This is a genomic window from Dyadobacter fanqingshengii (genome assembly GCF_023822005.2).
GTDB lineage: Bacteria > Bacteroidota > Bacteroidia > Cytophagales > Spirosomataceae > Dyadobacter > Dyadobacter fanqingshengii.
The window spans coordinates 4,644,751-4,670,604 of sequence record NZ_CP098806.1 but is presented as its reverse complement, the minus strand read 5'-3'; the positions used below and the strand labels follow the sequence as shown (position 1 = coordinate 4,670,604).

At 45.0% G+C, this 25,854-nt stretch carries 27 protein-coding genes; 10 read left to right on the top strand and 17 right to left on the bottom strand.

Annotated features, from left to right (window positions below; all coding sequences use genetic code 11):
• Positions 1 to 4: 4 nt before the first annotated feature.
• The 5 genes from NFI81_RS19485 to NFI81_RS19465 form a co-directional block, all read right to left on the bottom strand.
• Positions 5 to 229: a DUF2283 domain-containing protein gene (locus NFI81_RS19485; RefSeq protein WP_234616237.1), complete on the bottom strand. Its 225-nt coding sequence runs from the start codon at positions 227 to 229 to the stop codon at positions 5 to 7.
• Between the two features lie 2 nt (positions 230 to 231).
• A complete protein-coding gene (locus NFI81_RS19480) occupies positions 232 to 471 on the bottom strand; it encodes a hypothetical protein (protein ID WP_234616238.1) in 240 nt (79 codons plus the stop codon).
• Between the two features lie 18 nt (positions 472 to 489).
• Entirely contained in the window at positions 490 to 1,308 is an 819-nt protein-coding gene (locus NFI81_RS19475) for a phytanoyl-CoA dioxygenase family protein (protein ID WP_234616239.1), read from the bottom strand.
• A 138-nt stretch (positions 1,309 to 1,446) separates the two neighbouring features.
• Positions 1,447 to 2,382, bottom strand: coding sequence for a glycoside hydrolase family protein (locus NFI81_RS19470; protein ID WP_234616240.1), 936 nt, complete (start codon positions 2,380 to 2,382; stop codon positions 1,447 to 1,449).
• A 19-nt stretch (positions 2,383 to 2,401) separates the two neighbouring features.
• Entirely contained in the window at positions 2,402 to 3,283 is an 882-nt protein-coding gene (locus NFI81_RS19465; RefSeq protein WP_234616241.1) for a class I SAM-dependent methyltransferase, read from the bottom strand.
• Between the two features lie 196 nt (positions 3,284 to 3,479).
• Between NFI81_RS19465 and NFI81_RS19460 the strand changes: the two genes are divergently transcribed.
• A complete protein-coding gene (locus NFI81_RS19460; protein WP_234616242.1) occupies positions 3,480 to 4,688 on the top strand; it encodes a M20 metallopeptidase family protein in 1,209 nt (402 codons plus the stop codon).
• Here the strand turns inward: NFI81_RS19460 and NFI81_RS19455 are convergent.
• Both NFI81_RS19455 and NFI81_RS19450 read right to left on the bottom strand, forming a co-directional pair.
• The gene (locus tag NFI81_RS19455) at positions 4,651 to 5,400 is read right to left on the bottom strand and encodes a polyprenol monophosphomannose synthase (RefSeq protein WP_234616243.1); all 750 of its coding nucleotides are present in this window, start codon (positions 5,398 to 5,400) and stop codon (positions 4,651 to 4,653) included. The genes NFI81_RS19460 and NFI81_RS19455 overlap by 38 nt on opposite strands.
• Before the next feature lie 33 nt (positions 5,401 to 5,433).
• Positions 5,434 to 5,808: a DUF4296 domain-containing protein gene (locus NFI81_RS19450; RefSeq protein WP_234616244.1), complete on the bottom strand. Its 375-nt coding sequence runs from the start codon at positions 5,806 to 5,808 to the stop codon at positions 5,434 to 5,436.
• 69 nt (positions 5,809 to 5,877) lie between these two features.
• On the opposite strand from NFI81_RS19450, the gene NFI81_RS19445 reads away from it, so the two are divergent.
• The 4 genes from NFI81_RS19445 to rnhB are packed head-to-tail and all read left to right on the top strand — an operon-like array spanning position 5,878 to position 9,338.
• Complete coding sequence (locus NFI81_RS19445; RefSeq protein ID WP_234616245.1) at positions 5,878 to 6,765, top strand: DUF58 domain-containing protein; 888 nt, start codon at positions 5,878 to 5,880, stop codon at positions 6,763 to 6,765.
• Position 6,766: 1 nt separating this feature from the next.
• Positions 6,767 to 7,681 (top strand): hypothetical protein, encoded by a 915-nt coding sequence (locus NFI81_RS19440; RefSeq protein WP_234616246.1) that lies wholly within the window; start codon positions 6,767 to 6,769, stop codon positions 7,679 to 7,681.
• Between the two features lie 8 nt (positions 7,682 to 7,689).
• Positions 7,690 to 8,709 (top strand): vWA domain-containing protein, encoded by a 1,020-nt coding sequence (locus tag NFI81_RS19435; RefSeq protein WP_234616247.1) that lies wholly within the window; start codon positions 7,690 to 7,692, stop codon positions 8,707 to 8,709.
• Positions 8,709 to 9,338, top strand: a complete 630-nt coding sequence (gene rnhB / locus NFI81_RS19430) for a ribonuclease HII (protein ID WP_234616248.1) — start codon at positions 8,709 to 8,711, stop codon at positions 9,336 to 9,338. The genes NFI81_RS19435 and rnhB overlap by 1 nt, the downstream gene beginning before the upstream one ends.
• On the opposite strand, the gene NFI81_RS19425 is transcribed toward rnhB, so the two are convergent.
• From NFI81_RS19425 to rpmH, 5 genes are all read right to left on the bottom strand, one after another.
• The gene (locus NFI81_RS19425; RefSeq protein ID WP_234616249.1) at positions 9,296 to 9,832 is read right to left on the bottom strand and encodes a DUF2480 family protein; all 537 of its coding nucleotides are present in this window, start codon (positions 9,830 to 9,832) and stop codon (positions 9,296 to 9,298) included. The genes rnhB and NFI81_RS19425 overlap by 43 nt on opposite strands.
• Before the next feature lie 78 nt (positions 9,833 to 9,910).
• A complete protein-coding gene (gene tsaB / locus NFI81_RS19420) occupies positions 9,911 to 10,603 on the bottom strand; it encodes a tRNA (adenosine(37)-N6)-threonylcarbamoyltransferase complex dimerization subunit type 1 TsaB (protein ID WP_234616250.1) in 693 nt (230 codons plus the stop codon).
• A 152-nt stretch (positions 10,604 to 10,755) separates the two neighbouring features.
• On the bottom strand, positions 10,756 to 12,408 hold the full coding sequence (locus NFI81_RS19415; protein WP_234616253.1) for a S41 family peptidase: 1,653 nt from the start codon (positions 12,406 to 12,408) through the stop codon (positions 10,756 to 10,758).
• Between the two features lie 18 nt (positions 12,409 to 12,426).
• Complete coding sequence (locus NFI81_RS19410) at positions 12,427 to 12,831, bottom strand: ribonuclease P protein component (protein WP_234616254.1); 405 nt, start codon at positions 12,829 to 12,831, stop codon at positions 12,427 to 12,429.
• 138 nt (positions 12,832 to 12,969) lie between these two features.
• On the bottom strand, positions 12,970 to 13,128 hold the full coding sequence (rpmH, locus tag NFI81_RS19405; protein ID WP_015813300.1) for a 50S ribosomal protein L34: 159 nt from the start codon (positions 13,126 to 13,128) through the stop codon (positions 12,970 to 12,972).
• Positions 13,129 to 13,237: 109 nt separating this feature from the next.
• Between rpmH and NFI81_RS19400 the strand changes: the two genes are divergently transcribed.
• The 4 genes from NFI81_RS19400 to NFI81_RS19385 all read left to right on the top strand — a co-directional run bounded on the left by NFI81_RS19400 (position 13,238) and on the right by NFI81_RS19385 (position 15,502).
• The gene (locus tag NFI81_RS19400; protein ID WP_234616255.1) at positions 13,238 to 13,552 is read left to right on the top strand and encodes a hypothetical protein; all 315 of its coding nucleotides are present in this window, start codon (positions 13,238 to 13,240) and stop codon (positions 13,550 to 13,552) included.
• Positions 13,530 to 14,441 (top strand): hypothetical protein, encoded by a 912-nt coding sequence (locus NFI81_RS19395; protein ID WP_234616256.1) that lies wholly within the window; start codon positions 13,530 to 13,532, stop codon positions 14,439 to 14,441. The genes NFI81_RS19400 and NFI81_RS19395 overlap by 23 nt, the downstream gene beginning before the upstream one ends.
• Positions 14,442 to 14,580: 139 nt before the next feature.
• The gene (locus NFI81_RS19390) at positions 14,581 to 15,069 is read left to right on the top strand and encodes a Panacea domain-containing protein (protein WP_234616257.1); all 489 of its coding nucleotides are present in this window, start codon (positions 14,581 to 14,583) and stop codon (positions 15,067 to 15,069) included.
• Entirely contained in the window at positions 15,032 to 15,502 is a 471-nt protein-coding gene (locus NFI81_RS19385) for a hypothetical protein (RefSeq protein ID WP_234616258.1), read from the top strand. The genes NFI81_RS19390 and NFI81_RS19385 overlap by 38 nt, the downstream gene beginning before the upstream one ends.
• A 2-nt stretch (positions 15,503 to 15,504) precedes the next feature.
• Here NFI81_RS19385 and NFI81_RS19380 read toward each other — a convergent pair whose 3' ends face one another.
• The 5 genes from NFI81_RS19380 to NFI81_RS19360 form a co-directional block, all read right to left on the bottom strand.
• Complete coding sequence (locus tag NFI81_RS19380) at positions 15,505 to 16,101, bottom strand: hypothetical protein (protein WP_234616259.1); 597 nt, start codon at positions 16,099 to 16,101, stop codon at positions 15,505 to 15,507.
• Between the two features lie 185 nt (positions 16,102 to 16,286).
• Positions 16,287 to 17,807, bottom strand: coding sequence for a RagB/SusD family nutrient uptake outer membrane protein (locus NFI81_RS19375; protein ID WP_234616260.1), 1,521 nt, complete (start codon positions 17,805 to 17,807; stop codon positions 16,287 to 16,289).
• 25 nt (positions 17,808 to 17,832) lie between these two features.
• Complete coding sequence (locus NFI81_RS19370) at positions 17,833 to 21,183, bottom strand: TonB-dependent receptor (protein ID WP_234616261.1); 3,351 nt, start codon at positions 21,181 to 21,183, stop codon at positions 17,833 to 17,835.
• A gap of 172 nt (positions 21,184 to 21,355) precedes the next feature.
• Positions 21,356 to 22,462: a FecR family protein gene (locus NFI81_RS19365; protein ID WP_234616262.1), complete on the bottom strand. Its 1,107-nt coding sequence runs from the start codon at positions 22,460 to 22,462 to the stop codon at positions 21,356 to 21,358.
• Between the two features lie 94 nt (positions 22,463 to 22,556).
• Entirely contained in the window at positions 22,557 to 23,165 is a 609-nt protein-coding gene (locus NFI81_RS19360; protein ID WP_234616263.1) for an RNA polymerase sigma factor, read from the bottom strand.
• Between the two features lie 294 nt (positions 23,166 to 23,459).
• On the opposite strand from NFI81_RS19360, the gene NFI81_RS19355 reads away from it, so the two are divergent.
• Positions 23,460 to 25,844, top strand: a complete 2,385-nt coding sequence (locus NFI81_RS19355; RefSeq protein ID WP_234616264.1) for an ABC transporter permease — start codon at positions 23,460 to 23,462, stop codon at positions 25,842 to 25,844.
• The last annotated feature ends 10 nt before the right edge of the window (positions 25,845 to 25,854 follow it).

Sequence of the window (25,854 nt, the reverse complement as noted above, 5' to 3'; positions counted from 1 at the left end):
GCAATTAGATATTAACGAGTTGCTTAACAGAGCCTTGGCTGATCTGCTGGAAAGATAAGCCATGCACATTTGTCATATGTTGCGCATGTTCAATAGTCAAAGAAACCGGATTGCCATTCGCATCCAAATCGACCAGCATGTTTTCATTTACATCGTCAGTCGACGCAACTTCATTCTGATTAAAAACCAGTAAAAGCGTATCCGTGTCTTGAAAATACCTGATATCCATAACTAGCTTTCGGTTTTAAATGAGCGGTCGAAAAAAGCGTTGTGGACGGTTTCACCGTCGTCGAGCAAAACAATGCGTAAATATTTTTGGTTCTCCTCAATTTTCGCCCAGCGCCTTATCCGACCGTCTGACTGAATTTCCTCTTTTTCTGGAAAATGAAAGACTTGCTGGATCCATTCATCTTTTATTCCCTGACGATCGCTTCGCTCTCTTGTGAACAAGAAATATTGTGTGTGTTTCATGAAAGGTCAAGCCAAATCTCAGCTAAAAACCTCTTTCAGTTGCTCCACGCTAGGGAAATTCGGTGTTACTAACTCAGTTTCCGGCTTGTAAATGTATGCCATTGGATAGCCTCTTTCTATGAATGTAGGCTCGTCCAGGTTATTGTAGCGGAGTTGTACAGACCAGCGAATGTTGTTGGTGATGTTGTTGCCGGATTGGTGGATCAGGAAGGCGGAGAAAACGAGAATGTCGCCGACTTTAAATTCCGTTTGAACGAAATCTTCTTCTTTTAATGATGAAGTAATTCCACCTTGGTAACCTGATGTGGTTGATTCCTGCAAACCAATTTTATGACTGCCCGGAATAACCTGCAAAGCGCCGATATCTGCACCAGCATCAACCATTGGGAACCAGATTACGGTGCTGTCCAATGAGCCCTGGCCTGTGCGCCAGTCCTGGTGTGCGTCCAGTTTCCAGTGTTTGCTGCCATCTTTTGACAAGAAACGGCTGTTGAATTGCATCGCAGCGCGTGCACCGATGATAGGGCTGGAAAGGCCAACTTGTTTTAGAATGTCTTCAATTTTTGGATCAAGGCCCAGTTTGTGCAAAGAGAATGTATGCTGAACCGTTTTTCCTGTGTTGACAAACGCATTGAAGTCTTTTTCAAAAAACTCGAACATTGCATTCTCAAACTCATCGCGGTTGTCAATGTCAGGTGTTTTACCTGTGACGTGCTTGATTTGCGTTGCGAATATTTTTCTTGCGTCCGTGTAAATGTTATTGACAACGTCTTTGTCCAAAAAATCTCTTAAAAGGACATAGCCGTCATTATTGAATTGTTCCTGCAGTGTGCTCATTTGTATGACACTTTAATGTTGATTTAAAAAAATTGAGAACCTAATCAGTCAGATAATGTAACCGGCTCTGAATAAGTTCTCAAATTTATGTTTCTGTTGAAATCAAATAAATGACTTTTGTTGCCTTTCAAGCAGATCTTAGTCTTCCCAAACTGCATAAGCAAATCCGGCAGCGCCAAAGCCATTGCCATTATAAAGCAGATATTTCTTACCGTTATGCTGATAAAAATTAGCATAATCAATCATTTGGTAATCAAAATCTTCCGGATTATCTGACTTCGCGATCCCTACCAAATTATCTTTACGCTCCCAGTTTGTGCCATCCACAGACTCTGCATAACCAAGTCTGTAACTCTGATTGCGATCTGTGCGGTAATCACGCGTGTGGCGATATGAATAATACATTTTGTAAATGCCATCCTCTTTAAAAACGCTTGGACGGCCTACTGCGTGCAGAAAATCGTCAAAATCCAGCGCCGGAATGTCGCTGATTTCCCAACGAATTCCGTCCTTACTCGTTGCCGATTGACCTCTGTAATAAGGTTCAGGATAATCGTGAATGTATTCGCATTTATGTCCAGAAATGTACCACATTCGCCAGGTTCCGTCTTCATCAATCATTACCGAAGGCTGCGCGGCCCAAAGCGGATTTTGAATGCTGCGGTCCATGATCGGGCCTACGAACATTTTTTTGAATGATATGCCACCATCCGTGCTAACAGCCAGTCCCATTGAAAGTCTGTACGAATTCCAGGTGCGGTTCCAGCCTGTGTAATAAAGCCAGATGTCGCCATTCGGACGGTTTACAAACCAGGAAGGCATTGCGCCGGTTTCATCGTATTCTCCCGGGCCGCCCAGTTCCAAAATAGGCTTGTCGTGGATGTAAAGGATCTTTTTAGGATCGTCGTAATCTACATCAATGAATGTCGGGCGCGACTGGCCGTCTTTGTCTCTGGACGAAAAATATATGCGTAAAAAATCTTCGTGCTTATATGCAAACGGAACCTGCGCGTGCGACAAACTGTGCGGCAATGTTCCGTCCGGCTTATATATAACTCCTTTTTTAACCCACATGAAATGATAATGTTATTGATTAATCAACCGCCTTTTCAGCGCGCAAACGCCAGTTATCCACGAAATCCTTACCCGGGATTGGCAGATCAATGTCTACTTCCGGCGCATTCGCAGTAACCCTGTATTCCATCACATAAAAAGCATTTCCAAACACATAATGCAATTTGAAATTCTCAATGTTGGCAGGAACGTCTTCCAGAGGCACTTCGGCACGGAAAAGCGGGTTGGCTTTTAATAATGTAGCATAAGTAGGCGTGTTGCGTAACCAAGGCGCAATGCTCTCGTCACCCACAACCACTTTTCCACCCGGGCGAACAACGCGGGTAAGCTCGTCGAAAGCGCGTTTTCTTTCAGAGAATGTATTAATGCCTCCGAAATGGAAAACAGCATCAAAAGTATCGTCAGGAAATGGCAGGTAAGAACCGTTTCCAAGGAAATAATGCACATTTACATCTTCCGTTGAAAGTTTTTCCTGCGCTAGTTTCAACATATTAGGAGAAAGATCGGACAGAACGGCCGTTCCGCCTGGTCTTACGCGGTCTAAAATCAAGGCAGAGTCTTTACCTGTTCCGGCACCCACTTCCAATGCTTTCATGCCCGGCTTCAATTCCATCAGGTCGATAAAGAACTGTCTCGTAGAAGCTTCGTCTGAATGGTTCAATGTTTCAAAAACCCAGGAAACGCCTTTGTCATAGCGAAGGAATGCTTGGTCGTACAAATATTGCTCACGCGCATCTCCTGGCAACAACTCTTTGGGATAGAGCATATTAACGATGCCTGTGTCACCCACTTCATATATTGTTCCGTCTTCACTTTTCAGTGATTTTCCGTCTTCTGCTATTGTTAGTGCGGTTCCTGTAAGCGGACAAACCAACGATTCTAAAAACTCCTTTTGATTCATTTGTGCTTGGCTGATTGATATATATCTGGTCAAAATTACCTTTTTTCTTTGGAACAACATTCAATCTCAACCCGCTTCTTCGCAAAAGGACGGCACATTTGCTTTGTATCCCGACTGCAGCACGCCAATCTATTTATTCTTACCTTTGAATGATTTGTAAGGATTAGCGTCTCTCAGAATAGATTTCAAACAGAATATGTCTCAGCTGCAAGAAAAAATAAAAGCCCTCGCCAAAGATCAATCCGCCGATATTATAGCGCACCGCCGCCATTTACACAGCAATCCTGAATTATCTTTTGAAGAATATAAAACGGCAAAATATGTAGCTGCTGAATTAACAGCGATTGGCTTACAACCCGAAGAAGGCGTTGCCGGAACGGGTGTTGTTGCGATCATTGAAGGCAGAAATCCAGGTAAACGTGTCGTAGGCTTACGCGCTGATATGGATGCGCTTCCGATTTTGGAGGCTAATGATGTTCCTTACAAGTCGACCGTTCCGGGTGTGATGCACGCTTGCGGTCACGATGTGCATACGTCGTCGCTGTTGGGAACTGCAAGGATTTTGAATCAACTAAAAGAAGAGTTTGAAGGGACCATTAAGCTGGTTTTTCAACCTGCCGAGGAAAAAGCGCCGGGCGGGGCTTCATTAATGATCAAAGAAGGTGTTTTGGAAAACCCGCGACCAGCGAGCATGGTGGGCCAGCATGTTGCGCCGAACATTCCGGTTGGAAAAATCGGTTTCCGGGAAGGCATGTACATGGCCAGCACCGACGAACTTTACTTAACTGTTAAAGGAAAAGGCGGCCACGCAGCGGCTCCGCATCAACTGGTTGATCCCGTTTTAATGGCATCGCATATCATTGTTGCATTACAGCAGATCATCAGCCGCAATCGCAATCCAGCCAATCCTGCGGTACTTTCTTTTGGAAGGTTTATTGCGGATGGGGTTACCAATGTAATTCCAAACGAAGTAACCATTCAGGGAACTTGGCGTTGCATGGATGAAGAATGGCGGGAAGATGGTTTGAAAAGAATGAAAAAAATGGCCGAGAACATCGCCGAAGCGATGGGCGGAAGCTGCGAATTTGAAATTGTACACGGTTATCCTTTCTTAAAAAACCATCCAGAATTGACCCGGCGCGTCAGAAGTTCAGCCAGGGATTATATGGGTGCGGAAAACGTTATTGACCTTGATCTTTGGATGGCTGGCGAAGACTTTGCGTTTTATTCGCAGGTTGTGGATTCGTGTTTTTACCGATTAGGAACGCGTAACGAAGAGCGCGGAATCATTTCCGGCGTGCATACGCCCACATTTGACATTGACGAAAGCGCATTGGAAATTTCAACCGGCTTAATGAGCTGGTTGGCTATTTCTGAACTGACCCATGAGGGATATACCGCTTAAAAAAGCTGTTCACTTTCAGGGTAATCACACCGAGGATCGCTTCCTTAAAAATTCCTTTTGACATTTTAGAAGCTCCTTTGGTCCTGTCTGTGAAAATGATGGGCACTTCCACAATGTCGAAACCGTATTTCCAGGAGTTGAACTTCATCTCAATTTGAAACGCATAACCGATAAAACGAATGTTGTCCAGATTAATGGTTTTTAAAACCTTGCTCGTATAGCAAATAAATCCGGCAGTCGGGTCCATGATCTGCATCCCTGTGATCATTCTGACATAATAACCTGCAAAATAAGACATTAACACCCTGTTAATGGGCCAGTTAACAACATTAACCCCAGTAATGTAACGCGAACCAATGGCCACATCGTGACCTTCAACGGCGCAAGCATGGTGTAAGCGAATCAAATCCTCAGGCGGATGGGAGAAGTCCGCATCCATTTCGAAAATATACTCATAACCCCGCTCCATCGCCCATTTAAAGCCATGAATGTATGCCGTTCCAAGTCCCAGTTTCCCTTTTCTTTCAACAATGTGCAACTGGCCTTCATATTCTTTCATCAAATCTTTCACAATAGCCGCCGTGCCGTCGGGAGAACCGTCGTCAATGATAAGCACGTGAAATGGTTGAGTTAAGCTAAATACTTTTCGTATGATGGCCTCGACATTCTCGATCTCGTTGTAGGTTGGAATTACTACAATACTATTATTCACAACAGGTGATAGGGTTAGTTAAATGTGTGATTTTCAGAGTTTAATATTATTGGTTTTCTCCCGGATCTCCACATTCTTGTTCACTTTTTCATAAATCCGCGTCATTGTTTCCGGTCGGGTCATGTAATAGTCGTAGCTTTTACGATAGGCCACGGTATCCACTTTGTATTTTTTCCAAATGTCGCTTTTGAGTTTGTTAAAAATCATCAGCGATGAATCGAGCGACCTAAGCTGCAAACGGTTCACCCGCGACTCAGCCAAATGAATGTCTGTAAGGATAGTCGCCATTTTCTCTTCGCTCATGGTATTTTTGGGCGGTTTTTCGTCTTCCACGCAACTTGTTACCAGCAATGCCAGGAGCAAAAAACGGATTATTCCGCTTGGGAAATTGTTTGTCTGACACCTCATAAAACGCAAAATGTCTATCTTTGTTTACATACGCCGGATAGCAAAGGTGATAATTTTTTCGCAAAACTAATGTTCGAACAGTTCCTTGGAAAACTAAGAAAGTATGAAATCCGCATGCGGAAAGCGGTGACCAGCGAGCGTTACGGCAATTTTCACTCTGTTTTCAAAGGATCGGGTCTCGAATTCGACGACCTGCGGCTCTATCAGTATGGCGACGATGTTCGCGCCATAGATTGGAACACTTCGGCGAAAGGACACGGGACTTTTGTCAAAATTTTCAAAGAAGATAAAGAACAAACGGCCTTTTTTATGCTCGATGTAAGCGCATCGCAGCAAGTGGGAGAGCTGAAAAGGCTCAAAATTGACATTGCAAAGGAAATTTGCGGCGTTTTAACATTGTCCGCCATCCAGGAAGCTTCACGAGTTGGCCTGCTTTGTTTTTCGGATAAAAATGAACGCTATATCCGCCCGTCCGATGGCATGAAACATGGTTACGGGGTTATTTCGGAAATATATAAGCTTGTCCCGGAGTCAACCAAAACAAACATTGCAGAAGCGATTTTGGTAACGTTAAATGTTGTTAAAAGAAGAAGTCTCATCTTTCTGATCTCCGATTTTATTGACAACAATTACCAGCATAACCTCAAAGCGCTTGCCCGCAAGCACGACCTGATCGTCATTCATTTGTATGATTCTCGGGAAGTGAACCTGCCGGGGCTAGGCATTATTCCGCTTTATGACGCCGAAAAGCAGAGCACAGTTTGGGTTAACACATCATCGAAGCAATATAAAGAGGAAATGGCGAGCCGGTTCAGCAAGAGAAGCTCAGAACTGCAAAGACTTTGCCACCAGAACCGCGCAGATTACATTTCTATCAATACACAGGAAGATTATGTGCCTGCGCTGATCCACTTGTTTAAGGTGAGACGTTATACTAAAAGTAGTGCATCGTCATAAAATGGTCAGATCTGTAACCGCGCTTTTCGTATCGTTTTTGTGTACGATCCTTTTTCAAACACAGGGTTTTGGACAAAAAATAAAACCATTGGGCTTGTTTCTGACGGACAGCATTGAAGTGGGCAAGCCGGTCTATTTTTCACTAAGCGTGCGCCACAATCCAAAAACAGAGATATTTTTTCCCGACACATTATACGATTTTTCACCATTTGAAATCATTTCAAAACGGGCTTTTGCGTCCAGCACGGACAATAGGGGAAGTCTGGACAGCGCAGTTTACCAGCTAATTTCTTTCGATGTTTCCGACGCCCAGGCGCTCAAAATGCCGGTTTATGTTTTCCATAAGAAAGATTGCACAGCCGTTTTTACGAAACCGGACTCTGTTTTCCTAATCAAAAGCAATGTGGTTGAAAAAGTCAAAACTGCCAGTTTGAAGCCTGAAACTTCGCTTCTGCCGCTCAGCAGTGAGTTCAATTTTTCGATTTTGCTGGGAAGCATTGCACTCATTATTGGTGTGGTAGGCAGTATTTATTGGGTTTTTGGACAGGATATTTACAAACAATGGCAGCTGATCAAGTTGCAGCGCAGACATTTGGAATACATTCGCTCCTTCAACCGCCTCATGCGGAATGCGCGGGATAGAAATAACATTAAGGATGCCGAGAAGGCGATTATTGTTTGGAAAAATTATTTGGAAAGACTTGAAAAAAAGCCTTTTGCGACCTACACAACCCGTGAAATCATGGATAATATGCCGGATGAAGCACTGGCCGAAGCATTAAAAAACATGGACAGCATTATTTACGGTCAAGTGATTTCCAAAAATATGGCCGAATCGCTTGAAGTGCTCAAAAGCGGCGCAACGCGCATTTACCGGAACAAAAGAAGGTTCATCCTGGACACGCCAATGTCTTAATCGGAATTATGGAAAAGTGGTTTTCATTGAAATGGTTCGGTTATGAGGTCTTTCGGTCCTATGAATGGGTGTATCCGTATTTTTTATATTTGCTGCCATTTATTCCCATTCTCTTCTGGCTCAGGAATGCGCTGCACAGGAAGCATAAGCAGCGTTTGGTGATCACTTACAGCCCGGTGAGGGGCGCGCGGGACTGGCAAACATTGCTGCGGTTTGTCCAGCCGGTTTCAGTCGCACTCGGCATTGCATTGATTCTGGTTGCACTGGCGCGTCCGCAGGTTATTTCGGAAAGAACGGATCAATATTCGGAGGGCATTGACATTATGCTTTTGCTGGACATTTCGGATTCCATGATGGAAAAGGATCTGAGCCCAAACAGGCTGGAAGCCGCGAAACTCGTAGCCAGGCAATTTATCAAAGGCCGTTTACAAGATCGCATCGGATTGATCGTTTTTGCAGGAGAAGCCGTTTCCCTTTGCCCATTAACCACGGATTATGAGCTGCTTTACGGTTTTTTGGATGAAATAAGTCCTGCAATGGTTCCGACGGCGGGGACGGCGATCGGTAGTGCCCTGGCGGTGGCGGTAAACCGGATGCGTGAAACGCCAGGCGAAAGCAAAGTGGCGATCCTGATCAGCGACGGAGATAATACATCCGGAAACTTGGGGCCGGCGACTTCTGCGCAATTAGCGCATGCATTTGGCGTGAAGGTTTACACCATTTCGGTAGGTAAGCAAAAAAAATCGATGCGTACAGACAGTGCGGCGGTTTCCAATGCACTGGTGGATGAAACAGAGCTGAAAAATATTGCAGGTTTGGGAAATGGCAAATATTTTCGTGCATCTGATAACAGCACGCTTGAAGGCGTTTTTAAACAAATAGATCAGCTCGAAAAGGTCAAATCCAGGGATGTTGTTTCCCGTGACGTAACCGATTTTTACAGGATTTATTTATATTGGGCAGTGTTGTTCCTGCTCATTGCAATCGGAACAAAAAGTACATTTATGGCCAATATCCTGGAAGATTAATGCTGAAACCATATTACAATTCTGACGCGATTGAGGCTGGGCTGGACGAGGTGGGCAGAGGTTGTCTGGCTGGTCCGGTAGTGGCTGCGGCGGTTATTTTACCAAGAGATTTTACCCATTCATATCTCACCGATTCCAAACAGCTGACGAAAATGCAACGGCTGGATCTGGAAAAAGACATCATCCGCGAGGCAGTTTGCTGGGCAGTGGCAGAAGTGGATAATCTGGAAATTGATAGAATTAATATATTGAAAGCAAGCTTCTTAGCGATGCATCGCGCGGTTGATAAGCTACGCATGAAACCGGAGCATTTGCTGGTCGACGGCAACCGTTTCACGCCATATCCATTGATCCCGCATACTTGCATCATTAAGGGCGACGCACATTATTTTTCCATTGCGGCGGCATCTGTTTTGGCAAAAAATTACAGGGATGAACTCATGTCCAGACTTTCCGGCCAGTTCCCGCATTATGGCTGGGAAACAAATGTAGGTTACCCGACCATCCACCATCGCAAAGCCATTGGCCTGCACGGCCCTTGTCCGTATCACCGCATGACTTTCAGGTTATTAAAGCCAGATTGCGATCAGGGTATGGAAGAAGAATTGGAAGATTTGGGCTTTTTATAAAGTGGAACAGTGCTGCAAGGCTCGCCAAACATCAGGCTTTGAACAATTGGTTTGAGCAACCTGCTGACCTCCACATAGGCAGAAATAGGAACAGGAACCTTGCTGCATCCTTTTACAACCACTCTTTTGCCTTCAAATTCGCTGATGTTAAGCTTGCTGATTGCATCTGCGAACAATTTGTCTTCTAATGCATTCAGGTCGCCAAAAACAACTGCATTTGCATAAGGCTCCAATTGAACCGCCAGCAGCATATAAGCCCAGGTTGGCACAATGGCATCTTCCGAACAAATGATCGCTACGTTCTTGCCTTGATATTGCGTCCAGTCATGCGCTTTCAGGAACTCTCTGAAATCCTTCTCTTTCAGGATCATTCCTTGCCACAGATTGTCTTTGATATCGTATAAGACGCGCTCACCGGAGTGATATAATTCTTCCAAATCCAGTGATACAATGCCACTAACGGCAACCCGGTTTACTATTTCTTCAGTTTCCATTTCCATCTTGCTTTACTTAAAATGCTAACACGAAAAAGGCGCAGTTTGTTTATTTAACCAAACACAAAACGAATTTCGTTAAGCCAATGAACTTACTTTTTTGGGAGGCGGCGACATAAAATCTTTCAAATAGTAAGGTTCAAATGTAGCAACGTCCTCGAAATGTTCATTTTGGAAGGCCTTTGCAGCCAATTCACCGATGGTTATAGCCGAAGGATAACTTTCTTTTTTTGGAAAGATAGCATTTGGATGGGTTCCGAGTAACTGTTGACATTTCACCGCCCCGTCTCCAAAGAACACGATCCTATGTTTTAAAAGCAGATCTTGAAACGAATGTTCATCCATAATGATCGCCTGAGTTTGCTGCACAAAGTTATTTTCAGCATCCAGCACAGCCGCATAAACCTCCATCCTACGCGCATCGATCATAGGGCAAAGCAAATGTCCGGGATAGAAAGCATTCAGCTGTAAAGCCATTGCTTCCAATGTGTTAATCGCAATCATCGGCTTATCAAGCGCATAGCAAAGCCCTTTCGCAGACGAAACGCCTACGCGCAGTCCCGTGTAGGAACCAGGACCTTTTGCAACCGCAATAGCGTCCAGATCATTTAATGTAAATCCTGCATGTTTGACCGCAGTTTCCATCAGCGTTGTAAGCATAGAAGAAGACGACCGGTCAGTGTGGAGGTCGTAATTGGCGAGTAAAGTGGAATTTTCGTGAACTGCCACAGAGCAGCCGCGAATGGAGGTGTCGATACTAAGTAGGAGCATAAAAACGAAAGCAAAGGAAAAGTAGAAAAGCTATTAGCTCTGTCAGCCTGAGCGGAGTCGAAGGCGCGTTACCCAGGAGTAGCGCGCCTTCGACTCCGCTCAGGCTGACAAGTCAATTGACATTGTTCATTTGTTAAGACAAGTCAAGTAACTTATTTCTTTTTCAAAAGATCATTATAACGAGCGGGCTCTTTAAACAGGGCCAGCGCTGCCTTTACCTCGGGATCTTGTTTGAATGAGGCTTCTCTCAAACCTTTTTCCAGATAATAATGCTTGATAATTTCTTCTTCCAGGATTTTTTTGATCTCCGGTTTGAAGATCTGTAAATCGTTATCCTTGCTATGCGAAAGTTTTGATTTTAATGCTTTGAGTTGATCTTCAATGACTTCCAGAGATTTCTCTTTCTTTGCGGAAGCTTCCAGATCGTTCAGGTCACGCTCAACTTGTGTGGTGTAATCGTATTCTTTGTCTCCAAGCCATTTCGTAAAAGCCGCATAATCCGCATCGGAAAGGCTGAATTCTTTGGCTGGTTTAATGGTTGGGTGCTCGAAGTGGAATTTGACTGCGTAATCGAAGAAAAGACGGTTACGACCCAGCGACGTTGCCAATGGTGAATAAGTCTCTTTTTCAGTCTGAATATCAGGTAAAATACCACCGCCGTCGAAAACAATACGGCCATTTTTTGTTTTGAACTCAGTCATCAGCGAATCCGGAATTTTACCAACGCTGCCGTCGTCGTTCCGATGGCTGTAATCGATTGCCTGGATGCATCTGCCGCTTGGAATGTAGTATTTGGCGGTTGTGATCTTCATTTTGGTGTTAAATGACAAGTCACGCGTTGTTTGCACAAGTCCTTTTCCATAAGTGCGCTGCCCGATCAGCACACCGCGATCATAATCCTGGATTACACCCGAAACGATCTCTGCCGCAGAAGCGCTGCGGTTGTTAGTAAGCACTACAACGGGGATGTCTGTATCGAGTGCAGGATTATAAGCCGTGTAAGTTTTATTCCACTCGCTTACTTTGCCTTTTGTAGAAACAATTTCTTCACCTTTGGCAATGAAAATGTTGGAAATTTCAATCGCCATATTCAGCAAGCCGCCCGGGTTATCGCGCAAGTCGAGCACGACGGATTTCATTCCTTTTCCTTTCAATTCCTGAAATGCATTGCGCACTTCGCGGGAAGCCGTTGCTGTGAAATCTTTCAGGTCAATGTAACCCACATCTTCGCTGATCATGCCATAATAAGGCACATTGGTCACTTTTACAATGTCCCGGTTTAGCGAAACTTCGAGTGGTTTGGTGCTGCCGTAGCGCTTCAATGTTAGCGTTACATTGGACTGGGTTTGTCCTTTCAATAATTTTCCTGTGTCGAAATCCTCACGTGTCGAAAGGTCTACACCATTGATTTTCATGATTTCGTCACCCAATTGCAGCCCGGCTTTCTGAGCGGGCGTATCTTCATAAACCATCATCACCGTATGCTTACCTTCAGCCGAGCTGATGATGGCGCCAATGCCATTGTATTTGCCGGTGGTCATGGTCATATAATCCTCAATGTCGTCCTCGGCGTAATATACCGTGTAAGGATCCAGCGAGCGCAGCATATTATCTATGCTGGTTTTAATGAGCTGGTTAGGGTTAATTTCATCCACATAATAGGCGTTCAACTCCTTGAACAATGTGGCGTAAATGTCCAGGTTTCGCGCGATTTCGAATAAACGGTCGTCATGCTTAAACGAAACAAAGGTTAGCCCTGCAACCACCGGGATGGCCAGCCAGAAGGAACGAAGATACTTTTTCATCTATGTTCAGGAATTAAATTAAGGTTTTTGAGCGGCTCGGGGCAATTTTTCGAGTCTTTTGAGCGATTGCTTCATGGCCGTTTCAATAACGTCGTAAGATGTTATTTCTTTTGCAAGATACAAAAAAGCAATGTAGGAAGGTCTTGATTCCGTGGATAATGCGAGCAGCGGCTCTTTGTTCAGACGGTAAGCTTCACGGCAGCGGCGACGGATCAGATTCCGGTCGACAGCGCGTTTGAATGATTTTTTGGAAACGGAAAAAAGGACTTGGGAAAGTGGAGGAGGCGACTCTTTTTCAATAATATAGAGCACCCTAAAAGGAAAAAGGTAGAACGTGTGGACCTCCGTGCTACCTCTTTGAAAAAGCCGTCCGATGATTCGGGGGCTGCATAAGCGTTCATTTTTACCAAATGTTTTTTTCAAGTTCTTGTAGAAAAAAGTGTCTGCTAAGTTTGAGTGATATCGAACTTAGCAGACTATGAAAGGATTTGGCGTCCCTGACTAGGCGTCTCCGACTAGGCGTTTCCGACTACATCCTCTACGAAAACTTTTAAACCTGGATTATTGCTTATGACGTTTTTCGTCTGATACTGTTAGTTTCCAGCGACCTTTCTTGCGACGGCCAGCTACAACTTTACGCCCATTTGCAGTGGACATTCTTTCACGGAAACCGTGTTTGTTTCTCCTCTTGCGATTCGATGGTTGAAAGGTACGTTTCATCTCATTATCAAATTATTGCGCTATAAATCTCTGTCTACCCCTAATTTGGGCTTGCAAAGGTAAGATAAAAAAATTATATTAGTAAACATTTCATCAAAAACTAAATTTAATGGCTAAGAAAAAGGCACTCTCACTGTCCCTGGATGCCACCAGGGATTTCACACTTACGCTCGAGCCAGTCAGCGGCGGAATCACATTATTTTATGCTTTTGTCAATGGTGTTAAGGTCATCCAGGCCGACGGCACCAAAAAACGCACATGGAGCGGCACCATTTCCATAGCCCAGGTCCGTATTAAGGCACGTGTGGTCGGGATCGGCGACGCCGCTTTTAATCTCGGGATAGACTTGCCCGGAACGGCAGAAGATCAAAGCTTAACATTAAAACTACAGGACGGATATTATGAGACAGATATACTATTATAGCATGCTGCTCCTATGCCCGTTGATGACGCTGGCGCAGGAAGTAAAATTAAAGGTTTCACCGTATGTTAATGCCACAACGTCCATTAAGGAAGGATTGATCGAGGCGGGGCCGGAACTGAACTGGGAAAAAGTCGCAGACGGAAAAACCTTCACATTGAGGCCTTCTATCCGCTTGCCGTTGACCAATGAAGCGGAAAATGTATTGCAAATTGACCGCTTTACCTCAACATGGAAAAGTGTGCTGGCCGCGCAGTTCACAAAGGACAACACGCAGGAGTCCGGGGGCATTTCAAGGCATTCATTTACAGGCCAGTTTGAATACGGGCATGCCAAATTCACTTATTATCCCGGTGGAGATCAATCTTTCTCAATTAGCAATGGTAAAAATTCTTACGCATTTGAAATCAAATACGCCGGCTTTTTCTCCAAAGGACAATCCGGTGCTGCCCAGTTCTCCCCGCAGTTTCGTCTGCGTTATGCGCGTGACTGGCAAGCAGCTTCCGAAGTCAGCGTACTGAATACACCCAGCCCGGGAGGGTTCACCACTGTTTCTGACCTGATTGTGGATCCGCCGAGCGTTCGGCCCGTTTTTTCACCGGCGTTTTCATTGCAGATTTATCCGGGCAAAGGCAATTTCAGTTATTCGCCAACCATTTATTATGATTTTACGGGCAATAGTAGTGATAATGGGCCTTTTGGTAGTTTAAACCGGCTGAGGCTGGAAAGCTGGATCTTCTTTTATCCGTCTGTTACAGACAGCCCGAATGTGAAGATAGGCATTTCGCCGTTTTTAAGTTTGAGAACAAAAGGCACGGACAGCTTCAATAAGGCAGAATATGGCGGAATGATCACGCTGAAATTCGGCACATCATTTCTTCAATTTCTATGAACAGCCTGACTATAAAGCTATATGAAACCGGACAGCACTGTTTTTATAAACTTTTTTAGACTTTGTCATGTTTATTTGTACTGATACTGTGTACATTGCATATATTCAGTATGGATTTTAACAATCTCGCACATTCACTATGTACTCATCCGTTCTGATCGCCGGGCAATTCGTAAATCTCGGCATCAAAGAAAACAATCCGGTAACCCAGATGAAATTGCAAAAGATGGTCTTTTTTGCTCATGGGTTGCATTTGGCATTGAATAATGGGGATCCACTGATCAGGGAAAAATTCCTTGCGTGGCGGTTTGGGCCGGTCGTCCCGACGATTTATCAGCTTTACAAAAAATGGGGCAATTCGCCGATTTTAGAGAAAACATCCATTACTGTCAACTTTCAGCCCCTTACCAATTTTTCAGAACTTTCCTCATCCGCGCTGGAAGCCATTAATAACACCTGGGAGATTACCAAGGACGTAGATGCCATCACGTTATCAAACTGGTCCCATGCGACGAATTCACCTTGGGAAATCACATATAAGAAAGTAGGCGAGAACGGTGTAATTGATGATAACCTGATTAAAAATTATTTTGAGCAGCAGATCAAATCCCCAATCCCCGCAGTCTAACCCGCCGAGGCCCATTGATAAAAATACATTACGCAATTGGGTCACTGCCGCTTCTCCGGAATCCACTGAACAAGATGTTAGTGAAAAAACCTTCCTTACGCTGCTTCAACAGGTAAGTCTGGAAGGCTTGTCCCAAAACATCCGGGAAAGGAAAAAATACGCCGAATATATCTTCTGGATGGTGTCGATCTGGCTGGTAATGGTCGTTGTTTTGGTTTGGCTAAATGGCCTTGGAGAAGTTTATTGCTACAATTTCCTCGATCCGTTGCTGCGAACAGGCGTCAAATACATTAGTTTCAATTTCCAGCTTTCAGACACGGTTCTCATTACGCTGATCACCACAGCAACCGTAAACATCACAGCATTTTTCCTGGTTGTCACCAAATATCTTTTCCCAAATACGCCCGACAAAGACAGCACAACGGTCGAATAATGTCAGATTTCCGCGTCTGGTTTAGCTCGTACTTTATAGTCCGAAGAATCCTTATCCGACCATTTGTACACTACTTTCTTGAAACGAAGATCCTGGATAATAGGCTTTATATTATCTAAAAAAGCATCTTTACTCTTTTCGGAGGCGAAGATGGCGCCATTGAAAATCAATGTGTCATTTTTGGGGCCTGACAATGCAATGGTGATTTGCTGTGTCCCGAGCACCTCTTTTTTGGATTTAACATATGCAGTTCTGAGCTCAGGAAACTCCTTGGTCTGCACCTGAACGATCTTTTTTTCCAGAATCTCTGCTTTCGGTTTAATCACCTTATCCTTACTGCCTCTCACCTCATTATAAAGTGAAGTGTTTGATTTATGCCACGAAAGTCTTGTTGCAATATCTTGCTTAGACATATCACTTTTGAGGTTCCGGTCAATGTCAATGATTTGATTATCAATAAATAACAGCATATTCTTGCCTTCTGCGACAGTCAGTTTTTTAGGGGTCAGAAAGTATATGGCAAAACCGATGACAGCAGCGGCTATTAGGACATAAGCGATGTATTTGAATATATTTCCTTTGCGAGGGTTCTCTTCCATTTTTGTATTAATTATGTTTCAACACCATGGTAAAAACGTTGTTCCAGGCTAATAGAGGCATAAATTAATGCTTCCCGTGCAGCTATTTCCCCACAGTGTATACGTTTGGTTTGGGGTGGATTAGGGCAAACGTAAAAAGCCCGGTCACCTTTTCGAGTAACCGGGCTTCATTGGTTTGTTAATGATCAATAACCCGGATTCTGTGGCCCCAAATTCGGATTAACCTGCAATTCCACGCGTGGAATTGGCATGAGGTAATCTCTTGCAGGGTTAAAGCTTGTATGCGGTTCCAATGATTTGGCGCCCTGGAAAACTGTTTCACCCAGATTACGGCGCTTGATATCGAACCAGCGTTTATATTCAAATGCCAGCTCGATCCTTCTTTCTTCCATAATCAAGTCGATCATGGCCGTTTTGCTTAATCCTGCGGCTACATTAGCTGGAAAAGTAGTTTGCTTACCAGCCCAATTTCTTGCCCTTGCGCGGATTTCGTTAATGTAAGTCAGCGCCTCCGCATTAGGTCCATTGACTTCCACCGACGCCTCAGCTGCAATTAGCAGGATTTCCGCATAGCGCATGGCTGCATAGTTCTGATCTGAATAACGTCCTTCTGAGTTGGCTGTCCCTGCAAAACGAGCGTATTTGGCAATATGAGGCCTTTTTGTGTTTGGGAATTCGGTGTAAGGAACGAGCTTGCCGCCGATCAGAAGGGAGTCGTCGAAGCTTACTTCCTTGCGGTAATCGCGGGCATCCCAAGTGTTGAAAACATTCATAGAAGGCACAAGCACGCTCCATCCGCTACGTGGCGCATCACCGCCGCGCACACCCGTCATAGGCGCCATAATGTCGTCATTTGCACCGCCTTCACCACTTTTTAAGCCAAGAAAATCCACGTCGAAAATGTGCTCTTTCATGTTAGGCGCTTGCGGCGCTACGAACAATGTCTGAAAGTCGGCTTCCAATGCGTAACCGAATTTGTCTTTGTTATCAATCACATATTTTGCCTCTGCATAGGCTTTTGCATAATCGGCTAGCGTCAAATGTACGGACGCCAGATACGAAGCGGCTGTTCCTTTCGATGCGCGGCTTCTCACTTCGGAAGGCTGTTTTTCGGGCAACCATTGCTTTGCAAATTCCAGATCAGCGATAATGCTTCCGTAAACCGTCGCTGCAGGCGTTCTTGAAATGGCCTTAACCGCTTCGGGATTACTGATGAAGTAATCAATGTAAGGAACGTCGCCGAAAACCTGCACCAGGTTGAAATACGCAAATGCACGCACAAAACGCGCCTCTGCGATAAGTGGATTGATCTCAGCCTCGGGCAATCCAAGTTGTTCGCCGCCTGAAATGGCCGCATTGGCAGCACTGATCACCTGATACCAGGTAGGCCAGAACTGGTTGACCATATTGTTGTTATCATCCATGTTGAAATCGTTGACCTGCTGCCGTTCTGCCGGCGTTCCACGGTCGCCGATATCCACCATATCGCTTCTCAACATTAATGCCGACACAAATTGCCGTCCATAAAGACGCTCGGTTGCGATCCAGCCATACGCACCGTTAATGGCCGTTTCAACGTCTTTGGAAGTCCGGAACAATGATTCAGGCGCAAGTAAACCCACCGGTTTTTCGTCCAGATCAGCGCAGCCTAGCGAGAAGCTTGCGGTGAGGATAAAAAGTAAAAATCTATTTGTTAAATGCTTCATTTTAAGTCGAATTAAGAGTCAGGAATTAAAAACCAACATTTAGCCCAATGGTGTACGATTTGGCATTCGGATAACTGCCATAATCCAATCCCAGGTTACGGTTACTGTTCGTGCTGTTGTCATCGGAAGAGTAATTGACCTCAGGATCAAAACCTTTGTATTTCGTGAATGTCAGGATGTTCTGCGCGCTGGCATAGATGCGTAACTTGCTGATATGCAGTTTGTCTACAACAGATTTTGGAATATTATAACCCAGCGAAATGTTTTTCAAGCGAACAAAACTTCCGTCTTCCACCCAGCGCGTTGAAACACGTCTTGTGCGTCCGGCCATCGCTTTCGGCACATTTGTGTTCGTGTTCGTGTTCGTGGGCGTCCAGCGGTTCAATGCATCCGTGGTTGCGTTGTTAATCCCCGACAAAAGGTTCAGTTCCATCAGCGTGTAATTCAGCATATCATTGCCTTGCGACGCCTGGAAGAAAACATTCAGGTCAATGCCTTTCCAGCTAAAATCATTGGTTAATCCCCAGATGAATTTCGGATGCGGGTTCCCGATAATGGTGCGGTCGTCGCTGTTCAGCATGCCGTCAGCCTCGCCTGTCAGCTGGCCGTTTGCATCTTTTTTACCATCAATATCCCTGAATTTTTCGCCACCCGCAGCCGTTTCGAAACCACCGCCCGGAATGAAGCTGTCGCCTTCCTGGTAAACGCCGTCATAGATCCAGCCATAAAACGATCCCACAGGCTGGCCTTCACGCAAGATCTGCGTTTGTCCTAATCCAACCAAGTGGCCTGGACCGGAAGCATACAAGATGTCCGTTCCATTAGGCAACGACAGAACTTTATTACGGTTGAGCGAGAAGTTAATGTCCGTGTTCCATTTAAACTCTCCAACCAGATTTCGTGTGTTCACCGTCAATTCAAAACCCTTATTTTCAACAGATCCTATGTTTTTCAACTGGTTGCTATAACCTGAATATTGAGGCAATTGAACGCTGAACAGCAAATCCTTGGTAACGCGGCGATAATAGTCAGCCGTAATGTTCAGGCGGTTGTTCAGCATGCTGAAATCCGTTCCAATGTTGAGTTGGTGTGTGGTTTCCCAAGTCAAATCGTCATTAGCAACCGTTGTAGGACGCACCGCATTCACCGGAACGCCATTGATAATGGTGTAAACATTAGAAAACCGCGACATGGTTTGGTAAGGCTCAATGGCCTGGTTACCCGTCAAACCGTAACTCACACGCCATTTCCACTGGCTGATGGCAGTTACATTCTGCATAAATGGTTCGCTGGAAAGTTTCCATGCAAATGCACCAGAAGGGAACGTTGCCCATTTGTGGTTTTTACTAAAATTGGAAGAACCGTCCTGACGAATGTTAGCTGTGAAAAGGTAGCGATCCAATAAGCCGTAAGTTAACCTCGCATAATAGGAAGCCAGTTGCCATTCGGTAAGCCCCGAAGTTGGGCTTTGCCAAACGGAAGCTCCGCCCAAATTCCAGTAAGAAACCGCATCTGTAATAAAGGATTGGCCTGTTCCACCCCAGTTTTCGCTGGAAGATGTTTGGTACGAGTAACCCAACATGGCCGAAATGTCGTGGTTTGTGCCGATTTTTTTGGTGTAGGTCAAATAATTCTCATTCAGCAGCAATGTGCTTTTTGTGCCTCTTACGGTTGCCGATCCGCCTACGTTACGACCATCGTTCAGCGTCGTAGGCGTAAACTCGCCTGTTCTGCCGCTGTTGGTGGTTGCGCCCAATGTGATGCGGAATTTCAAATCGTCCCAAATGCTGTATTCTGCATAAAAGTTGCCCTGCACGCGGTCATTCAGCGATTCGTTTTGAAGTTGGGTCGCAATAGCGTAAGGATTATCAATCGGGTCATTTAATCTGGCCACTGTAAAACGCCCATTAGCGCCCACAATCGGCTGGTCCGGCTCAAATTTAAATGCCGACGAAGTTACACCCGGCGTAAGGCCGCTCGATCCTTCCTGCGTTCTGGCCTGGTTGCGCGAAACGCGTTGTGCAAAGAGGTTAAGGCCAAGTTTCAAACGTTTTGCAGCCTGAATGTCAATATTACTGGTGATTGAAAAACGATTGTAATCCGAATTCAGGATCACGCCTTTTTGATCATAATAAGCTCCTGAAACATAATATTTCACCGCATCGCTGCCGCCAGCAACCGAAACCTGGTGGTTTTGAATGGCGCCTTTGCGAAAAATTTGGTCCTGCCAATCGGTGTCAGCGCCTTGCGACACGACATTAGGCCTGGCCTCTTTTACATAATCCAAAAACTGGCTCGCATTCAGCAGGTCAAGGCGGTTAATTTCTTTTTGGGTTGAAAAAGAAGTATTAAATTCAATTTTCGGCTTGCCCGACTGTCCTTTTTTGGTTGTTACCATAATTACACCATTGGCTCCCCTTGAACCGTAAATAGCTGTTGCAGAAGCATCTTTAAGGATTTCAATCGATTCAATGTCTTCCGGAGGCGGGATAGCGCCGCCTACGAAGCCGTCCACAACATAAATCGGATCGCTGCTTGCATTAATGGAAGTTCCGCCCCTGATCCGCACTTTAAAATTGGATCCCGGCTCACCATTGTTAGACTGGATCTGAACCCCCGCCGCGCGTCCTTGTAATGCCTGAACGGTTCCCAATGCAGGATATGCCGTAAGTTCACCTGATTTCACAGAAGAAACGGAACCCGTAACATCACTCTTTTTTACTGTTCCGTAACCCACCACGAGCACTTCTTCCAGTGATTTTTGGTCTGTCTTCAGAGTAATGTCAATTTCTGTTCTGTTACCAACCTTCACTTCCTGGGGCTCGTAGCCCACAAAGCTCAGCACGAGAATGGTGTTGGCATCCGGCACGGACAATGTGTAGCTTCCAGTCGCATCGGTCGAAGTCCCCGATTGTGTGCCCTTAATCAGAATATTCACGCCCGGAAGCGGCTCCTTGGTCTCCGAATCGGTAATTTTTCCCTTAATGGTGATATCCATGGATCTGAGCAACTCGGACTTAATGGAAGCTTCTGCATTATCTGCTGATTTTGCAGCGTCCGATGGCCGGATCACGATATTTTTTCCCGAAACCTCGTAGGTAAGGCCAAGCGGAACAAGAAAATCGTTTAATACTTTCGACAATTCCTGGTTGGATTGCTGAATGTTCACTTTCCTTCCGGACTGGATCAATTTCGAGCTAAAAATGAAGCGCACGCCCGCTTGCTTCTCAATTAAGCTAAGCACTTTTTTCACTTCCTGTTCCTGAGCCTGTAAACTGATCTTCTTACTCAGCAGCTCCTGAGCGCGCACGTCGACAGCGGTGGCTGTTCCCATGAACCACAGGGCAATTACGAGCTGGGCCAAACTTATCCGCATAAGAACTAACAGTTTACGATTGAACTGTACTGGTATTTTCATAGTTTTGAACAGTTTTGTTAATTGATTATTGGCAAAAACTTTCCCCCGCATCTTTCCAAGGATGACAGTCGGCAAAACTTCGGGGGTTACTTACACAGCCGGTAATGTTCCACCATTACCGGCCATTTTTTCAAATACTCTTACAACCTTTTCCTTCTATGATAATGCGGCCGTCGATCAGCTCATAGCTGGCGCCGACAGCTTTACATACAAGGTCTAATTTCTCATACAGCGTCATTTCCGAAAGCCGCGCAGTGATCGGACATTCGTTCATCACGTTTTTGTCAAAAATAATTTCAATGCCATAAGCCCTTTGCAGCTCTGAAAACACATTAGAAATGGGGGTTTCATCAAATTCAAAATTGTAGTGGCTGAGATTGTTGTCCACCAGTTCCGGGCTGGGAATGAGGCTTTTAGTAATTTTTACAGATTCCCGGACAAAGACGATCTGCTGGTTAGGCTCGATCACAACGCCGGTTAATTCCCTTGAATCCTTCTTCTCGCTGATCTCCGGATCTTTTCGGGTAAAGACGGCAACTCTTCCTGTCTTCACGGCCACAGAAACTTCCTTTTCGTCTGTATAGGAGCGAACGGTGAAGCTCGTTCCTAAAACTTTGGTAATTACCTCATTGGCATACACGAAAAACGGTCGGGAAGGATCTTTTGCAATGTCAAAAAATGCTTTTCCGGAAAGATAAACCTCTCTTTTTCCCGGTTCAAAAATGGCAGGATAGCTTACTTTGCTGCCCGGATCCAGCTTTACGCTGCTGCCATCGGCAAGCCGAATTAGTAAAGGTTCTTTATTCTGATTAGTCTTTTCAATGAGTGGTTCTGCCGCGCTGGAAACCAGTTCGTCGTAACTGATCTGCTGTTTCTGGCCGTAAAACCAAAATGTCCACCCTAGTCCGGCGACGACGATTAATGCCGCTGCAACACGCATCAAAGGCTGATAGAGCCGCGTTTTAGAAATGGTTTCAGCAGATTCTTCCTCGTTTTTAATGTTGCCAATGATCTGGCGTATCGCATTTTCTTTTTCAGATTTTGACAATGGAACCGCTGCGGGCGAAATGGCCAGCACAAGCTCCCGGGCACTGCGGACGGTTTCTATTTTGTCGGGATGGGCCGCTAACCAGTTTTGCCAGTTTTCCGCATCTTCTCTGGTCGGTTTCAGCACCCAATTCCGGAAAGAAGGGTCCCAAAGAAAGTCTTCCAAAGTAAAATTATGGTATTGATCCATGTCAAAATGTTGTCATTTAAATACCATTAGACAACACCCGGGATCTGATACTGTATTTTTTTATCTTTTTTTAAAAATTTGTGAAGAAAGCCAATCAGGCTATAAAGCGAAGCAGGAGAAAAAGCGATACAACCGACCGCCATTGCGATTTGAGGAATTTGAATGCAGTCTGGAGCAAATTAGAAACGGACTGCGGGTGAATATCCATAATAGCCGCAATTTCATCCCGATCCATATCCTCAAAGAATTTAAGATAAATCGCCTCCTTTTGTCTTTTGGGCAATCCATTGAGCATATGCGTGATGCGGGAAGCCATTTGCTGGTCATATTCCAACTGTATGAATTGATGTTCTGCATTAAAAGCAATGTCAAAACCTTCGTCCGGCAGCAAATGGTCCAGGAACAGCATGCGATTTTTTTGGATCATCCGGTGCAACCGGCGGCGAAGCGAAGCCAGCAGGTAAGCTTTGGGCGGAATGTTATGGTTAAGGCTGTCTTTTTTCTCCCAAACTTCCAAAAACACATCCTGAATGCAATCCTTGATCATTTCCCGGTCGTGACTGAATTTGCTGCCATACTGGAAAAGCAGATCATAAGTTACGTCAATAAGTTTTTCAAAACACGCAATATCTCCTTTCAGCATTTCACGCCACAATGCAATCTCTTCCTCCTGCTGATGAATGTTACTTGTAAAGGTTTTCATTGAAAACGCGACTGAATGGAAAATCGGTTATTCTTGGATCATGTAATTTAATCTCCGATAAATGATATAAGCCGAACAGCCCATATTTCTGCTCATTCAGCCTGGAAATTTTCCGCTCTAAAAACGAACGCAGTGTGTTCGATTATGGACATTTGGTAATAATGAATGTTCGCTATGATGTTGTAAGTCAATGTTGTACAAATAGATATTTGTGCTGGCTTACAATTTGTCCTGTTGCGAATGCCGCCGGTTTTGCATTCTTCACTTACCAATTTGGTAACTAGCTTAAAACTCATGATCCGTAACTATTTCAAAATTGCGTTCAGACATTTGAACCGCAACAAAGCTTACGCAATTCTCAATGTATCGGGTCTGACCCTTGGCATGACCTGCGGTTTGCTTATTTTTTTATTGGTCAAATATCACCTTGGGTTTGACAACTTCCATGCAAACTCCGAGCGCATTTATCGCATTGTCACCGAGCAGCATCGCGACAATATTTCGTATACAGCAGGCGTGCCGAGCCCATTGGGAAAAGCCTTCCGAAACGATTACACTTTCGCCGAAAAAGTGGCCCGCATCGCCACTTTTGATGAATTGCTGGTTACTGTGAAGCAAGATAAGGAGGTCAAAAAATTCAATGAGCCGGATGGCGCTGCCTTTGCAGAGGAAGAATATTTCCAGATTTTCAATTTCCCGCTGATCGAAGGCGACATTAAAACGGCATTGAAAGAGCCAAACACCGGCATCATTACAGAACGGCTGGCAAAAAAATACTTTGGTCAGCAAAACCCGATCAACCAGACCTTCCGGCTTGAAAACAAAATTGATGTAACGGTCAAAGGTGTTTTAAAGGACCTTCCGATCAATACAGATCAGCAAACAGAGATTTTCATTTCCTATAACACACTCAAACAATATAATGAATGGCTGGGGAGTGAAGATGCGTGGGGCGGGATTCAGAGCTCGATGAATTGTTATGCATTGCTTCGCCCCGGGGTTATGGTAAGCGAGGTTGAAAAGGTTTTTCCGGCTTACGTCAAAAAATACCGGCCCACCAGCAAAAATGTGCATCATTATAAGTTACAGCCATTGGCGGATGTTCACTTTGATGCGCGTTATAGCGGCACTATGGAGAAAAAGAATCTTTGGGTGCTCACGCTGATCGGGCTTTTTCTCATTGTCACGGCTTGCGTTAATTTCATCAATCTGGCCACGGCTCAGGCATTGAAACTTTCCAAAGAAGTGGGCGTGAGAAAAGTGCTGGGCAGCTTGCGCGGACAACTGTTCTGGCAGTTTATCGCACAAACGAGCCTGATCACGCTCATTGCCAGCGCGGCAGCATTGATTTTGTCTGCGCTTGCATTGCCTTACGTGAACAACCTTTTTTCGTCACAAATCAGCCTGAACCTGCTTTCAAACTGGCAGTTGTGGCTGTTTTTAACAGGTGTGATCATTATTGTAACTTTCCTTTCCGGCTCATATCCGGGCATGATCCTGGCGCGTTTTCAGCCTGTTACGGCATTGAAAGGCAAGTTGTCGCAGCAGCATATTGGCGGTTTCAACACACGCAGGGCACTAATCGTGACGCAATTTGCTATTTCTCAGATCCTGATCATCGGTATGATCGTCATTGCACGGCAAATGCATTTTGCGCAGCAGTCGGATCTTGGTTTTAATAAAGATGCGGTTGTGATGATCCCGATTGTGTCGTCGCCGGGTCAGGCAAAGACTGTCAAAGGAAAGTTGCAGCAAATAGCTGGTGTGGAAAACGTTTCACTTTGCTTTTCGGCTCCATCCTCCCAGAACAACTGGGGTGCAACGCCATTTTATGACAATCGTTCCGAAGAAGAGCCGTTCCGCATCTCCATGCGTGCTGCCGACAATGATTATCTTTCCACTTTCGACCTCAAACTGGTTGCCGGACGAAACCTGTTCCCTTCCGACACTGCTAAGGAATTTTTGGTCAATGAAACGCTTGCGAAAAAGCTTAATCTGGCGTCACCTTTGGAAATGCTGGGTAAAACTTTAAAGGTCAATGGCGACATGAGCGGACCGATCGTTGGCATCGTCAAAGACTTTCATGACCAGTCTTTTCACGAAGAGATCAGCGCCGTTTGCATTCCTTCGGCCAGCGATAATTATAACAGTTATGCCGTAAAAATCAATACGAACAACGTTCCTGCGACGCTCGCTGCCATTGAGAAAACGTGGAGTGCAATGCACCCCGACCAGCTTTATAACTATGAATTTCTGGACGAACAGGTTGCTTTATTCTACGAAACGGAATCATTAATGTTCCGTCTCATTCAGGCGTTTTCAGTGATAGCGATCTTTATCGGCTGTCTTGGTTTGTATGGGCTGGTGTCATTTATGGCTGCGCAAAAAACCAAGGAAATTGGCATCCGAAAAGTGCTCGGAAGCAACATTCCGCAGATCTTATGGATTTTCGGTAAAGAATTCAGCACGCTGATCCTGATATCATTCGCGATTGCGTCACCTTTGGCTTGGTGGGCCATGAACCATTGGCTTGCAGGCTTCAAGTTCCACATTGATATCAGCGCCTGGATTTTCCTCACGGCAATCGGGGCGACATTCTTAATCGCTGCATTAACAGTCGTTTACCAGGCAAGCAAAGCTGCATTGCTTGATCCTGTGAAAAGTTTGAAGAGTGAATAATCCCGGACCC

Excerpts from the sequence above, each read along its gene's own strand:
- NFI81_RS19485 (WP_234616237.1), bottom strand. The coding sequence starts at position 229 with ATGGATATCAGGTATTTTCAAGACACGGATACGCTTTTACTGGTTTTT.
- NFI81_RS19480 (WP_234616238.1), bottom strand. The coding sequence starts at position 471 with ATGAAACACACACAATATTTCTTGTTCACAAGAGAGCGAAGCGATCGT.
- NFI81_RS19475 (WP_234616239.1), bottom strand. The coding sequence starts at position 1,308 with ATGAGCACACTGCAGGAACAATTCAATAATGACGGCTATGTCCTTTTA.
- NFI81_RS19470 (WP_234616240.1), bottom strand. The coding sequence starts at position 2,382 with ATGTGGGTTAAAAAAGGAGTTATATATAAGCCGGACGGAACATTGCCG.
- NFI81_RS19465 (WP_234616241.1), bottom strand. The coding sequence starts at position 3,283 with ATGAATCAAAAGGAGTTTTTAGAATCGTTGGTTTGTCCGCTTACAGGA.
- NFI81_RS19460 (WP_234616242.1), top strand. The coding sequence starts at position 3,480 with ATGTCTCAGCTGCAAGAAAAAATAAAAGCCCTCGCCAAAGATCAATCC.
- NFI81_RS19450 (WP_234616244.1), bottom strand. The coding sequence starts at position 5,808 with ATGAGGTGTCAGACAAACAATTTCCCAAGCGGAATAATCCGTTTTTTG.
- NFI81_RS19445 (WP_234616245.1), top strand. The coding sequence starts at position 5,878 with ATGTTCGAACAGTTCCTTGGAAAACTAAGAAAGTATGAAATCCGCATG.
- NFI81_RS19440 (WP_234616246.1), top strand. The coding sequence starts at position 6,767 with ATGGTCAGATCTGTAACCGCGCTTTTCGTATCGTTTTTGTGTACGATC.
- NFI81_RS19435 (WP_234616247.1), top strand. The coding sequence starts at position 7,690 with ATGGAAAAGTGGTTTTCATTGAAATGGTTCGGTTATGAGGTCTTTCGG.
- rnhB (WP_234616248.1), top strand. The coding sequence starts at position 8,709 with ATGCTGAAACCATATTACAATTCTGACGCGATTGAGGCTGGGCTGGAC.
- NFI81_RS19425 (WP_234616249.1), bottom strand. The coding sequence starts at position 9,832 with ATGGAAACTGAAGAAATAGTAAACCGGGTTGCCGTTAGTGGCATTGTA.
- tsaB (WP_234616250.1), bottom strand. The coding sequence starts at position 10,603 with ATGCTCCTACTTAGTATCGACACCTCCATTCGCGGCTGCTCTGTGGCA.
- NFI81_RS19415 (WP_234616253.1), bottom strand. The coding sequence starts at position 12,408 with ATGAAAAAGTATCTTCGTTCCTTCTGGCTGGCCATCCCGGTGGTTGCA.
- rpmH (WP_015813300.1), bottom strand. The coding sequence starts at position 13,128 with ATGAAACGTACCTTTCAACCATCGAATCGCAAGAGGAGAAACAAACAC.
- NFI81_RS19400 (WP_234616255.1), top strand. The coding sequence starts at position 13,238 with ATGGCTAAGAAAAAGGCACTCTCACTGTCCCTGGATGCCACCAGGGAT.
- NFI81_RS19395 (WP_234616256.1), top strand. The coding sequence starts at position 13,530 with ATGAGACAGATATACTATTATAGCATGCTGCTCCTATGCCCGTTGATG.
- NFI81_RS19390 (WP_234616257.1), top strand. The coding sequence starts at position 14,581 with ATGTACTCATCCGTTCTGATCGCCGGGCAATTCGTAAATCTCGGCATC.
- NFI81_RS19380 (WP_234616259.1), bottom strand. The coding sequence starts at position 16,101 with ATGGAAGAGAACCCTCGCAAAGGAAATATATTCAAATACATCGCTTAT.
- NFI81_RS19375 (WP_234616260.1), bottom strand. The coding sequence starts at position 17,807 with ATGAAGCATTTAACAAATAGATTTTTACTTTTTATCCTCACCGCAAGC.
- NFI81_RS19370 (WP_234616261.1), bottom strand. The coding sequence starts at position 21,183 with ATGCGGATAAGTTTGGCCCAGCTCGTAATTGCCCTGTGGTTCATGGGA.
- NFI81_RS19365 (WP_234616262.1), bottom strand. The coding sequence starts at position 22,462 with ATGGATCAATACCATAATTTTACTTTGGAAGACTTTCTTTGGGACCCT.
- NFI81_RS19360 (WP_234616263.1), bottom strand. The coding sequence starts at position 23,165 with ATGAAAACCTTTACAAGTAACATTCATCAGCAGGAGGAAGAGATTGCA.
- NFI81_RS19355 (WP_234616264.1), top strand. The coding sequence starts at position 23,460 with ATGATCCGTAACTATTTCAAAATTGCGTTCAGACATTTGAACCGCAAC.